Source organism: Streptomyces sp., from assembly GCF_035563135.1.
Lineage (GTDB): Bacteria > Actinomycetota > Actinomycetes > Streptomycetales > Streptomycetaceae > Streptomyces.
Map to the genome: position 1 here is coordinate 1 of NZ_DATMVN010000185.1, position 12,287 is coordinate 12,287.

The window sequence follows — 12,287 nt, forward strand, 5'->3', positions numbered from 1 at the left end:
GCCCGCGCCATCCGGAACAGCCCCTGGGCGGCGGGCGGCAAACGCGCTGCGGGGCACCGGGGAGGGCGGCACCCCGGGCGGTCCGGCCCGGCGCACGGGCTTCGGCGAAGTCCCACGAGGCACCGCGCCGGTCGGTCGGCACGGACGCGCAGGGGACGGGGCGCGACGAGGCGCGGCCCGACTCGTTCACGGATCCCCGGTAAGCCGTGTCAGCTTTACCGCCATTTGCCATTAACCCGCGTATGCAATTATTGTGTACGCACGTAACCGTCGCGCGCCAGTCTGATTCGGCATCACGAGAGGTAGCACCATGTCAACGGCCCCCACCGTCACGCTCAACAACGGCATCACGATTCCGCAGCTCGGCTTCGGCGTCTTCCAGATACCCGACGACGAGACCGCCGCCGCGGTCACCGGCGCGCTGGAGGCGGGCTACCGCTCCATCGACACCGCTGCCGTCTACGGCAACGAGGCGGGCGTGGGCCGGGCGCTGGCCGGGTCGGGCCTCGCCCGTGAGGAGCTGTTCGTCACGACGAAGCTCTGGAACGCGGACCAGGGCTACGACGCCACCCTCGCCGCCTTCGACACAAGCCTGGCCAAGCTCGGACTCGACCATGTGGACCTCTACCTCATCCACTGGCCCACCCCGGCGCGCGACCTCTACGTCGACACCTGGCGCGCACTGGAGAAGCTGCTGGCCGACGGCCGGATCCGGGCCGCCGGTGTCTCCAACTTCCAGCCCGGACACCTGCGCCGCCTGCGGGAGGAGAGCTCCCTCGTCCCGGCGGTCAACCAGATCGAGCTCCACCCCGGTCTCCAGCAGAGCGAGCTGCGCGCCGTGCACGCGGAGTACGGCATCGCCACCGAGGCCTGGAGCCCGCTGGCGCAGGGCGCACTGCTGGACGACCAGGTGCTCGCCTCCCTCGCCGAACGCCATGGGAGGACTCCGGCGCAGGTGGTTCTGCGCTGGCACCTCCAGCTCGGCAATGTCGTGATCCCGAAGTCGGTCACGCCCGCACGCGTCCGGCAGAACATCGAGGTGTTCGACTTCGAGCTCTCGGCCGCCGACATGGACGCGATCGCGGGTCTGGACCGCGGCATGCGCACCGGTCCCGACCCCGACACCCTCAACTGAACCGCAGCGCCGGCCCGTTCGCGGGCCGTGGTCCGATCGGGTCCGGGCAGGCGCGAAGAGCGCCCGCCCGGACCCGATGACGTATGAAGGCGGTCTGCGGGCAGTGGCGCGGCAGGCGGCGTTCGCCCGCCGAGGAGCGGCGACCGGTGCGTGCTCCCGGCGGGCCGGCCGGAAGCCCTCGTACGGGACGCCCTCGTACGGGACGCCCTCGGATTTCCGGCCGGTGCGGCGAGAGGGCGTGTCGGGATATCACGCCAGGGTGAACGCCGCCTGCCCCGGCACTAACGGCCGCGCCGGTAGCTGCTGCCGTCCAGAGGCCGTTCCAGCAGGCCGGCGACCACGAGGTGGCGGCGCAGGGCCGAGCAGTCCTCGTGCACGGTGAGCAGCGCGTCGTTGACCTCGCGCTCCGTGTAGACGCGGCCGCGCTCGAAAAGCGTGTGCGCGAGGTGCACCAGCAACTGCTCGCGGCGGGCAGGCTTCCGGGGGATCACCGTCAGGCGTCCACCAGAGAAGAGTGAGGTCACCTGGCGCGAACCTCGGGATTGCGTGCCGGACATGCCGGCAGCCTCGCAGCAGCCGGTCCGACGGGCAACGCGTTTTCCCGCAATCCGAGAACCTGTTGATGTTCGAGCTGACCGCCTTATGGTGTGACCATTCATTCATCTTGCGACATGAGGCGGTTCCGCATGGCCCTGTTCGATCTTCCTCTCGATGAACTGCACGCCTACCGCAGCCGGTCGGTGGAGCCCGAGGACTTCGACGCGTTCTGGTCGGGCACGCTCGACGAGGCCGGAGCCCACGAACTGGACGCCCGCTTCGAACTGTGCGCCGACCTCGGCCTCGTCACGGTCGACGTGTACGACGTGACGTTCACCGGCTTCGGCGGCCACCCCGTCAAGGGCTGGTTCGTGATACCGGCCGGAACCACCGAACCTCTGCCGGTGGTCGTGGAGTTCATCGGCTACGGCGGGGGACGGAGCCTGCCCCACGAGCACCTGCTCTGGGCGTCGGCCGGCATGGCCCACTTCGTGATGGACACCCGGGGCCAGGGCGGTGTCTGGGCGCCGGGTGACACCGCCGACCCCGTGGGCTCAGGTCCCTCGGTGCCCGGATTCATGACCCGGGGCATCGAGGACCCTGCCACGTACTACTTCCGCAGGGTGATCACGGACGCGGTACGCGCGGTGGAAGCGGCCCGCTCGCACCCGCTGGCCGACACCGCCCGCACCGCCGTGCTCGGCGCGAGCCAGGGCGGCGGCCTCGCCCTCGCGGTCGCCGGGCTGGTCCCCGACCTGGCGGCCGTCGCACCGGACGTGCCGTTCCTCTGCGACTTCCCCCGGGCGGCCCGGGTGACCGACCGCAAGCCGTATCGCGAGATCGGCGACTACCTCAAGACGCACCGCGGCAGGGCCGAACAGACCCACAGGACACTCGCCTACTTCGACGGGGTCCACTTCGCCGCCCGGGGCCGGGCACCGGCCCTGTTCTCCGTGGCCATGGAGGACCTCACCTGCCCGCCTTCCACGGTGTTCGCCGCGTTCAACGCGTACGCGCACGCCGACAAGGAGATCGAGGTGTACGACTTCAACGACCACGAGGGCGGTGGCCCGTTCCAGCACGCGGCTCAGCTCGCGTGGCTCCCGCGGTTGCTGAAGGCCTGACACAGACGTGGCCCGGACCCCTTGACCTGTCTCGCACCCGGAGCCTAGGTTTCCCGGGGAGAAAGCGCTTGCTGTCCGGTGAGTGCACATATCTCCGCCTGAAGGGGTGTTTGCCACGACCAGCCATCCTTCGCACTGCGAGCCGGTACGGGTCGCGATCGTCGGTACGGGTGCGATCGCGCGTGGCAGCCATCTGCCCGCGCTGACCGCGCTTGCCGCCGGGCAGCCGTTGGAGATCGTCGCCGCCGTCGATGTCGACGCGGCGTCGGCCGAGGCGTTCTGCGCCGACGCGGGCATCACCCGTCCGTACACCGATCTCCACCGGATGCTCGCCGAACAGCGTCCCGATCTGGTCACCCTCGCCACCCCGCCCCGGTTCCACCGCGACCAGTCCGTGGCCGCGCTGCGCGCCGGGGCGTGGGTGTGGTGCGAGAAGCCCCCCTGCCCGTCACTGGAGGACTTCGACACCATCGAGGCGCAGGAGCGGCCTCAGCAGAACGGACCGTACGCGGCGATCGTGTTCCAGCACCGCTTCGGCTCGGGCTCCCGGCATGTCCGCAAACTGCTCGCCGACCGGGCGATGGGCCGGCCGCTGGTGGCCCACTGCCAGACCACCTGGTACCGGGACGAGGAGTACTACTCCGCCCCCTGGCGCGGCAGCTGGAGCAGCGAAGGCGGCGGGCCCGCGATGGGGCACGGCATCCACCAGATGGACCTGCTGCTCGATCTGCTGGGGCCGTGGGCGGAGATCCGCGCGATGGCGGGGCGTCTGGTGCACGACGTGGAGACGGAGGACATCTCCACCGCGCTCATCCGCTTCGAGAACGGCGCGATGGCCACCGTCGTGAACAGCGTGCTCAGCCCGGACGAGGTCAGCCGGATCCGGATCGACTGCGAACGCGCGACGGTCGAACTCACCCATCTGTACGGGCATCGCAATGCGGACTGGCGGATCACACCGGCGCCCGGAGTCACCTCCGAAGAGGCGGACGCCTGGCGGAACTTCGGGCCGGATGTACCCAGCTCGCACGAGGCGCAGCTCAAAGGCCTGCTGGAGGATCTGCGCGCCGGACGCAGGCCGCGGAGCAGCGGAGCGGACGGCCGCAAGAGCCTCGAGCTGGTCACCGCTCTGTACAAGGCAGCCTTCACGGGGGGCACCGTACGCGCGGGCGAGATCGGACCCGGTGATCCGGACTACGGCGCGCTGCACGGCAACGCTCCCGGCTGGGCACCCGAGCGGCCTGCGGAAGCCCCGGCATGAACGAGGCGGTGGAGCCCCCCATCGGCAGAAGATCGCCTCTCCACGACGGCGACGGGGGCGGGGACGGCGACCGTGACGGGGGCGGAACTGCTGCGCTACGTCTCCGGGCGCCGGGCGCGTGGGAGGCTCCGGAGGCGATCGTGACCCGCCGTCACCGGGTACCGGCCGCCGGAGCCCCGACCGGGTCCCCGGCGCGGTCGGCGGTCCGCACCGGTAGCGGCACAGCCCGTCGGGGCCGGCTCCTCCGGCCGGGAACAGGCGCGCGCGGCGCCCCCGGGAGCCTGCGCCGGCCCGGTCTGTCCGACCGGGCCGACTGCGGTGGTGGCGGCGCCGAGCGGGGCAGGCCGCGCCCCCGGACCCCGCCCGCCCCTGGCCGGTCTCAGCCCTTTCCGGCCGGGGAGAGGACGAAGACCGGGATCTCCCGGTCCGTCTTGGTCTGGTAGTCCGCGTAGTCGGGGAACGCCTCGACCGCCCGGGCCCACCAGAGGGCTTTCTCCTCCCCCGTGACCTCGCGGGCGACCATGTCCTGCCGGACGGTCCCGTCCCGCAGCTCCACATGGGGGTCGGCCCGCACGTTGTAGTACCAGACGGGGTGCTTGGGAGCGCCGCCGAGGGAGGCGACCACGGCGTACTCACCCTCGTGCTCGACCCGCATGAGCGGGGTCTTGCGGAGCTTTCCGCTCCTGGCTCCGCGCGTCGTCAGAAGAATGACGGGCATGCCGCGCAGGGTGGTCCCCTGTGTCCCGCCGGAACTCTCGATGAGCTCGACCTGCTCACGGACCCACGTCGTCGGGCTCGGCTCGTACTCGCCCTCGATCGGCATGACATCTGTCCTCTCGTCGGAGTGCTGCTGCCGCGTGCCCATCATGGCTCCGGCACGGTCCGGGAGCACGCAGAGGCACCGGCGTACAGCCTGCCCACGCCTTCCTGTCTCATTCCCTGGACCGCCGTGAGACGGCCGGGCGGGGTTCCCCTCACAGAAACCGAGCCTTTTTATACATAAACGTTCGTTTATTTCCGAAATATCCTCTCGCCCCACTCCAGGCCTCTCCGGTCATAGGCCGTACCGTGGGGGCAGCGGAGTAAGCCAAGCCTTACCCGCTGCACTCTGCCCGTGCTCGTCCGCCCTAAGGAACAACACTCCATGACACGCCCCGTCCGCGTCGCCATCGTCGGAGCCGGTCCCGCCGGAATCTACGCAGCGGACGCGCTTCTCAAATCCGAGGCCGCCCAGGAGCCGGGCGTATCGATCGACCTGTTCGAGCGCATGCCCGCTCCCTTCGGCCTGATCCGGTACGGAGTGGCTCCGGACCACCCGCGGATCAAGGGCATCGTCAAGGCGCTGCACCAGGTCCTGGACAAGCCGCAGCTGCGGCTGTTCGGCAACGTCGACTACCCCGACGACATCGGCCTGGACGACCTGCGGTCCTTCTACGACGCCGTGATCTTCTCCACCGGCGCCGACGCCGACCGCGCCCTCGACATACCCGGGATCGAGCTGGAGGGTTCGTACGGCGCCGCCGAGTTCGTCGCCTGGTACGACGGGCACCCCGAGGTTCCGCGCACCTGGCCGCTGGAGGCCGAGAAGGTCGCTGTGCTCGGGGTGGGCAATGTGGCCCTGGACGTCGCACGCATCCTCGCCAAGACGGCGGACGAGCTGCTCCCGACCGAGATCCCCGCGAATGTCTACGACGGGCTCAAGGCGAACAAGGCGCTGGAGGTGCACGTCTTCGGCCGACGCGGTCCGGCCCAGGCGAAGTTCAGCCCGATGGAGCTTCGCGAGCTGGACCACTCGCCGAACATCGAGGTCATCGTGAACCCCGAGGACATCGATTACGACGAAGGCTCGATCGCCACCCGGCGGGAGAACAAGCAGGCCAACATGGTCGCTTCCACGCTGGAGAACTGGGCGATCCGGGACGTGGGCGACCGCCCCCACAAGCTGTTCCTCCACTTCTTCGAGTCCCCGGTGGAGGTCGTCGGGGAGGACGGCCGCGTCGTGGCTCTGCGCACCGAGCGCACGGAGCTGGACGGCACGGGCAACGTGAAGGGCACGGGCCGTCACACGGACTGGGACGTGCAGAGCGTCTACCGCGCGGTCGGCTACTACTCGGAGGAGCTCCCCAAGCTGCCCTTCGACGTGGTCTCCGGCACCGTCCCGCACGCGGCCGGACGCGTCCTGACCGGTGACGAGCCGATGCCTTCGGTGTACGTCACGGGCTGGATCAAGCGTGGTCCGATCGGGTTGATCGGGCACACCAAGGGCGACGCCAACGAGACCGTGGCCTGCCTGCTGGAGGACCACGCCGCCGGACGGCTGCCCGCCCCCGCACAGCCCGGAGCCGACGCGATCGTCGACTTCCTGGAGCAGCGCGGCGTCCGGTACACCACCAAGGAAGGCTGGCACCGCCTGGACGCCCACGAGCAGGCGCTCGGCGCCGAGCAGGGCCGTGAGCGCATCAAGGTGGTCGAGCGCACGGCCATGCTGGAGGCGTCCGGCGCCTGACAGCCGGCAGAACGACCGCGCCCTTGGAGCCCTCCGCCGGAGGGCTCCAAGGGCGCGTTGCTGTTGCCGGGCGGGCTCGGCGGCCCCAGCCTCAGCGCTGTTCCAGGACGTACGCCTCCCCCGCTCTCACCGGCCCTGCGGCAGGAGAGGGGACCAGGAGCTGTCCGTGCCCGCCGCAGGCGGAACGCGGATCCCCCGAGGCCGTAGACTCGCCGAATGGCCAAGTACTTCGATGTGCACCCCGAGAACCCCCAGCGCCGCACCATCACCAACGTGGCCGAGAGCATCCGGTCCGGCGCCCTCGTCGCCTATCCGACCGATTCCTGTTACGCCTTGGGATGCCAGCTGGGCAGCCGCGACGGGATCGACCGCATCCGGTCGATCCGGAACCTCGACGACCGCCACCACTTCACCCTGGTGTGCCAGAACTTCGCGCAGCTCGGCCAGTTCGTCCAGGTCGACAACGACGTCTTCCGCGCCATCAAGGCGGCTACGCCCGGAAGTTACACCTTCATCCTTCCCGCGACCAGAGAGGTGCCGCGGCAGCTGCTGCACCCCAAGAAGAAGACCGTCGGTGTCCGCATCCCGGATCACACCGTCACGCAGGCGCTTCTGGCCGAGCTCGGTGAGCCGCTGCTGTCCAGCACGCTGCTCCTGCCGGACGAGGAGGAGCCCCTGACGCAGGGCTGGGAGATCAAGGAGCGCCTCGACCACGTCGTGGACGTCGTGCTCGACTCGGGCGACTGCGGCACCGAGCCCACCACCGTCATCGACTTCTCCGGTGGCGAGCTGGAGGTCGTACGCCGGGGAGCCGGCGATCCGTCCCGTTTCGAGTAGCCACCGCCCGCACGGTCACTCCGCGCTTCCGGCGCCCCCGCTGAGATGCGCGCGCCCCCGGGTGCCTGGTTCGGTGGAAGGGTCTGCTCCGCCCAGTGCCAGGGAGTGATCATGAGCGAGTCAGAAGATGTCCGGAGCCGCCTCCGGCAGATGCGCGGCCGGGCCGAGGATCTCACAAGAGCCGCCGAGCAGGCCACCGACCCTGCCGAACGCCGGCGCCTCCAGGACGAGGCACACCGGCTCGAATCCCGGAGTGTGCAGTTCAGCGGCATGGCGAGCGGAGACATCTACCCCATGGAGTAGGCCGCGTGATGCGGCTCCGGGCGCTCCTCGCCGAGGCCCCGCTTGCCCTCACCGGGACGGCATGTTAGTACCGGAAATGAGGTGAATGCGACAGATGCGCGGAGAGCGGGGTACGGGCCTCCCCTCCCCCGCCCCGCTCTTCGCTCGCGCTCCGTGAAGGGGAACCGGTGACGTACATGAGATGGCAGGCCTTCCTCGAAGCCGTCCAGGAACGCGGCGCCTATCCTTCGGCCCTGGAGGCGGAGCGCGCATCCCGCGTGGTACTGGCGTTGCTCGGGGCACATCTGGTCGGCGAGGAGCGCAACGAGCTGGCCGCACGGTTGCCTGAGACGTTCGCACTCATCCTCCTGAACCCTCTGCAGGCGGCCGAACCCCTCAGCTCCGAACGGTTCGTGCGCGCGGTCTCGGTCTGGATCGAAGGTGCGAACGAGCGGACTGCGGCATGGGACACCAGCGCGGTACTCAGCGTGGTGGCCGACGCCTCGGGCGAGGAACTGCTCCAGCGGCTTCTCCTGCAGCTGCCCCCGGGGTACGACCTCCTGTTCGGTCATCCCGGCGATGGCTGACACTCAGTCCGCGCCCAGGCCCGCGATCCGCGCGAGCCGCCGCATGGAGTCCACGAGCGCCTCACGGTCGTACGTGCTCGTGGTGACCAGCACCTCATCGGCGCCGGTCTCCTCGATCACCCGCCGGAGTCCGGCCTTCACCGTCTCCTCGGTGCCCGCCAGGTGTCCACGCAGTCCGCTCTCGAACAGGCCGCGTTCCTTCTCGGTCATGGCCGATGCCTCGACCCGCTCGGCCGGCGCCAGCGGCGGGAAGGATCCATGGGTGCGTGAGTACGCCATGGACCAGGCTTCGGGGACCAGCAGCCGCCGCGCTTCCTCCGCGGTGCCGGCGACCGCGACGGTGCCCGCCACGATCACATAGGGCTCCTGGCCCCATGCGGAGGGACGAAATGCGCTGCGGTAGACCTCGACCGCCCGTATCAGTTTGTCGCGGCCACGCAGATCGCCCACGACGAGCGGCAGACCGGCCGCCGCCGCGATGCCGGCGCCCTCGCCGGTCGCCAGGACGTACGGGGGGATCCGCAGCCCCTCGGCGGGCCTGGCGTGGACCTGGGGGTGGGCCTGCTGGGTGCCGTCCAGCCATCCGAGGAGTTCAGCGAGCTGCCCGGCGAACGCGTCGGCGTCCTCCTTGTCCCGGCCGAGGGCCCTGCGGATCCCGTCGGTGAAGCCGACCGAGCGTCCCAGGCCCATGTCGATCCTGCCGGGGAAGAGCGAGGCGAGCACACCGAACTGCTCGGCCACGACGAGGGGCTGATGGTTCGGGAGCATCACGCCGCCGGTCCCCACCCTGATGGTGGAGGTCGCGGCCGCGACGGCGGCGGCCAGCACGGTCGGCGCCGAACCGGCCACACCGGGCACGCCGTGGTGCTCGGACACCCAGAAACGGTGGTAGCCGAGGGCTTCGGCCGTGCCGGCCAGGGTGATGGTGTCCCGCAGCGCCTGCGGGCCGTCGTCCCCCTCGCGGATGCGGGAACGGTCGAGGAAGGAGAAGCGGGTCGATGCGATGGAAGAGCTCACGCATGGTTCAACGCGACGGCCGCGCCGGGATTCCCCGCGTCGTCGCGCGCTCAGCGCCCCGAGGCGGCTGCGGCGATCTCGGCGGGCGTGTCACGGAGGCCGAGACGCAGGTGCTCGACGTGATAGAGGGCCTGATCGAGGAGTTCGGCGACATGATGGTCGTACAGGGCGTAGACGATGGAGCGCCCCTGCCGCTCGCCTGCCACCAGACCGAGGTTGCGCAGCAGACGCAGTTGGTGGGAGCAGGCGGAAGGCTCCATCTCCACCGCTTCGGCGAGATCACCGACCGCGCACGGGCCCTCCTGGAGGCGCGCCAGGATCCGCAGCCGGGAGGGTGTGGCCAGCGCCTGGAGGGTCGCGGCGACACCTGCTGCCCCCACGGCGTCCAGGCGCTCGCGGGTGGTGGCGGTGGTCTGCTCGTCGCGTCCGTGACCCATGGCGCCCATTCTACGGATGACACATGAAGACCTGTTCATATATTCCTGTACGGTGAGGGCGTCGTCGTTCCACCACCCGTGAGGGGTCCTTCCGTCATGCCCGCTGCTGTGCTCCCGCGCCCCTCGCGCACCGTCCCCGCCACCGGCGTCCCCCGCCGCCGCACGCGCGTCCTCGCGCTGGCCGAGGCCCGCTGGGCGGGTGCGTCCCTGGTGCTGTTCCTGCTCGCGCTTCCGATGGATCTGGCCGGTGCGCCGGCCTGGACATGGGGTCCCCTGTACGCGCTCGTCTACGCCGCGGGAGGCTGGGAGCCGGCCCTGTCGGGACTGCGGGAGCTCCGGGGGAAGGTCCTGGACGTGGACCTGCTGATGATCGTGGCGGCGCTCGGTGCGGCCTCGATCGGGCAGGTGAGGGACGGAGCGCTGCTGATCGTCATCTTCGCGACCTCCGGTGCGCTGGAGGCACTGGCCACCGCGCGCACCCAGGACGCGGTCCGCAGCCTCCTCGACCTGGCCCCGGCCACCGCCTCCCGGATCACCGCCGGCGGCGCCGAGGAGAACGTCGCCACCGAGGAACTGCTGGCCGGTGATGTCATCCGGATCCGGCCCGGTGAGCGTATCGGCGCCGACGGCCGGGTCCTCGACGGTGCGAGCGAGGTCGATCAGGCCACCATCACCGGCGAACCACTGCCCGCGACGAAGGGCCCCGGGGACGAGGTTTTCGCCGGAACACTGAACGGTACGGGCACGCTGAGGGTGGTCGTCGAGCGGGACGCCTCCGAGTCGGTCATCGCCCGGATCGTCGCGATGACCGAGGAGGCCTCCCGGACCAAGGCCCCCACCCAGTTGTTCATCGAAAAGGTCGAGCAGCGTTACTCACTCGGCATGGTGGCCGCCACTCTCGCCGTCTTCCTCCTCCCCCTCGCTCTCGGCGACGACGTGACGGGCAGCTTGTTGCGTGCCATGACGTTCATGATCGTGGCCTCCCCGTGCGCAGTGGTCCTGGCGACCATGCCGCCCCTGCTCTCCGCCATGGCCAACGCGGGACGCCACGGCGTCCTCATCAAGTCCGCCGTCGTCATGGAGCGCCTCGGACAGGCGGACGCCGTGGCGCTGGACAAGACCGGCACCCTCACGGAGGGCACTCCGCGCGTCACCGGTGTCCACCCCCTGGCCGGAGCAGGACTGACCGAGGACACGCTGCTGGCCCTGACCGCCGCCGCCGAGCACCCCAGCGAGCACCCGCTGGCCCGCGCCGTCGTGACCGCCGCCCAGGAACGACGCCTGCCCCTGCCCCCGGCCACGGATTTCGTCTCCTCCCCGGGCACCGGGGTCACCGCCGTCGTCGACGGCCGCCCAATCGCGGTCGGCGCCCCCGCCCGGCTCCTGCGCGGCATCACCGCATCCGCGGGAACCCGGGCGGCCGGCGCGGCGGTCGCCGGCCTGGAGGAGACGGGGCGCACCGCGGTGCTCGTCATGCGCGACGGCCTGCCGGTCGGAGTCATCGGGATCGCCGACCGCATGCGCCACGACGCCGCGGCGACCGTTGCCTCGCTGGCCCGTCTGACCGGTGGCACCCCCGTGCTGCTGACCGGTGACAACCCGCGTGCCGCTGCCCGTCTGGCCACCGAGGCGGGCATCACCGACGTCCGGGCGGGGCTCCTCCCCCAGGACAAGGTGGCCGCCGTCCGCGAACAGGAGAAGGCCGGACGCAGGGTCCTGGTCGTGGGCGACGGTGTCAACGACGCGCCCGCGCTGGCCGCCGCCCACATCGGGATCGCGATGGGGCGGGCAGGGTCCGATCTCGCGCTGGAGACGGCGGACGCCGTCATCATCCGTGACGAACTGGCCGCCGTGCCCACGGTGGTGGCTCTGTCCCGGGCGACCCGTCGGCTGGTCGTGCAGAACCTGGTCGTCGCCGGCGTGTTCATCTCCGGCCTGGTGATCTGGGATCTCGTCGGCCATCTGCCGCTGCCGCTGGGCGTCCTGGGGCACGAGGGCTCGACAGTCATCGTGGGTCTCAACGGCCTCCGGCTGCTACGCGAATCGGCCTGGCGCCGCGCGGCCGGGCACGGTGGGGACGCAGCGCAGCCCTCCACCCGGCCCTCCGCTGCCACCGGCTGACCTTCCGCCGCAGGAAGCAGCAACGCCCGGCCCGGCCGCGCCCCACGGCCGACATCACCACTTATCGGGCATCAGGTGCATTTTGCCGCTAAAGTCCCCTCGTGTCTGCACCGCATGAGGGGACTTCATGACCAGCTCCCGAACCGGGACCGATGTCCCCGAAGGACCTGCCACCGCCGTCAGGATGACGCTGCTCACCCTCACCACGATGGTGGTCGGCTCCATGGTGGGCGCGGGGGTCTTCTCCCTGCCGTCACGCTTCGCCCAGGAGACGGGTGTGACCGGGGCGCTGATCGCCTGGGCGATCGCCGGTACGGGCATGCTGATGCTCGCCTTCGTGTTCCAGACGCTGGCCGTGCGCAGGCCCGACCTCGACGCCGGTGTCTACGCCTACGCCAAGGCCGGGTTCGGCGAGTACCTCGGCTTCTTCTCCGCCTTCGGCT

At 70.8% G+C, this 12,287-nt stretch carries 13 protein-coding genes; 9 read left to right on the forward strand and 4 right to left on the reverse strand.

The features are described from left to right. The first annotated feature begins 310 nt into the window (after window positions 1-310). Window positions 311-1,135 (forward strand): aldo/keto reductase, encoded by an 825-nt coding sequence (locus VN520_RS08055; RefSeq protein ID WP_325746160.1) that lies wholly within the window; start codon window positions 311-313, stop codon window positions 1,133-1,135. Window positions 1,136-1,416: 281 nt separating this feature from the next. Here the strand turns inward: VN520_RS08055 and VN520_RS08060 are convergent, their stop codons facing one another. Continuing rightward, the gene (locus VN520_RS08060; RefSeq protein WP_325746161.1) at window positions 1,417-1,692 is read right to left on the reverse strand and encodes a DUF2087 domain-containing protein; all 276 of its coding nucleotides are present in this window, start codon (window positions 1,690-1,692) and stop codon (window positions 1,417-1,419) included. Between the two features lie 129 nt (window positions 1,693-1,821). Here VN520_RS08060 and VN520_RS08065 point away from each other — a divergent pair, with 129 nt between their 5' ends. Together VN520_RS08065 and VN520_RS08070 are read left to right on the forward strand one after the other, a co-directional pair. After that, complete coding sequence (locus VN520_RS08065) at window positions 1,822-2,796, forward strand: acetylxylan esterase (protein ID WP_325746162.1); 975 nt, start codon at window positions 1,822-1,824, stop codon at window positions 2,794-2,796. A gap of 106 nt (window positions 2,797-2,902) precedes the next feature. Then, on the forward strand, window positions 2,903-4,057 hold the full coding sequence (locus tag VN520_RS08070; protein WP_325746163.1) for a Gfo/Idh/MocA family oxidoreductase: 1,155 nt from the start codon (window positions 2,903-2,905) through the stop codon (window positions 4,055-4,057). 379 nt (window positions 4,058-4,436) lie between these two features. Here VN520_RS08070 and VN520_RS08075 read toward each other — a convergent pair whose 3' ends face one another. After that, the gene (locus VN520_RS08075; RefSeq protein ID WP_325746164.1) at window positions 4,437-4,880 is read right to left on the reverse strand and encodes a nitroreductase family deazaflavin-dependent oxidoreductase; all 444 of its coding nucleotides are present in this window, start codon (window positions 4,878-4,880) and stop codon (window positions 4,437-4,439) included. Window positions 4,881-5,201: 321 nt separating this feature from the next. On the opposite strand from VN520_RS08075, the gene VN520_RS08080 reads away from it, so the two are divergent. The 4 genes from VN520_RS08080 to VN520_RS08095 all read left to right on the forward strand — a co-directional run bounded on the left by VN520_RS08080 (window position 5,202) and on the right by VN520_RS08095 (window position 8,269). Continuing rightward, window positions 5,202-6,563, forward strand: a complete 1,362-nt coding sequence (locus VN520_RS08080) for an FAD-dependent oxidoreductase (RefSeq protein WP_325746165.1) — start codon at window positions 5,202-5,204, stop codon at window positions 6,561-6,563. A gap of 216 nt (window positions 6,564-6,779) precedes the next feature. Further along, a complete protein-coding gene (locus VN520_RS08085) occupies window positions 6,780-7,400 on the forward strand; it encodes an L-threonylcarbamoyladenylate synthase (protein ID WP_325746166.1) in 621 nt (206 codons plus the stop codon). A gap of 111 nt (window positions 7,401-7,511) precedes the next feature. Next, complete coding sequence (locus VN520_RS08090) at window positions 7,512-7,703, forward strand: DUF6381 family protein (RefSeq protein WP_325746167.1); 192 nt, start codon at window positions 7,512-7,514, stop codon at window positions 7,701-7,703. Between the two features lie 176 nt (window positions 7,704-7,879). Beyond that, a complete protein-coding gene (locus VN520_RS08095) occupies window positions 7,880-8,269 on the forward strand; it encodes a DUF2267 domain-containing protein (RefSeq protein ID WP_325746172.1) in 390 nt (129 codons plus the stop codon). A 3-nt stretch (window positions 8,270-8,272) separates the two neighbouring features. On the opposite strand, the gene VN520_RS08100 is transcribed toward VN520_RS08095, so the two are convergent. Continuing rightward, window positions 8,273-9,286: an MsnO8 family LLM class oxidoreductase gene (locus VN520_RS08100; protein WP_325746168.1), complete on the reverse strand. Its 1,014-nt coding sequence runs from the start codon at window positions 9,284-9,286 to the stop codon at window positions 8,273-8,275. A gap of 50 nt (window positions 9,287-9,336) precedes the next feature. Next, window positions 9,337-9,723 carry a metalloregulator ArsR/SmtB family transcription factor gene (locus VN520_RS08105; RefSeq protein WP_325746169.1) on the reverse strand — a complete coding sequence of 129 codons (387 nt, stop codon included), beginning with the start codon at window positions 9,721-9,723 and terminating at the stop codon, window positions 9,337-9,339. A 96-nt stretch (window positions 9,724-9,819) separates the two neighbouring features. Between VN520_RS08105 and VN520_RS08110 the strand changes: the two genes are divergently transcribed. Beyond that, window positions 9,820-11,844 (forward strand): heavy metal translocating P-type ATPase, encoded by a 2,025-nt coding sequence (locus VN520_RS08110; protein WP_325746170.1) that lies wholly within the window; start codon window positions 9,820-9,822, stop codon window positions 11,842-11,844. A 127-nt stretch (window positions 11,845-11,971) separates the two neighbouring features. Next, the coding region (locus VN520_RS08115; RefSeq protein ID WP_325746171.1) for an amino acid permease at window positions 11,972-12,287 on the forward strand (316 nt) is incomplete at its 3' end.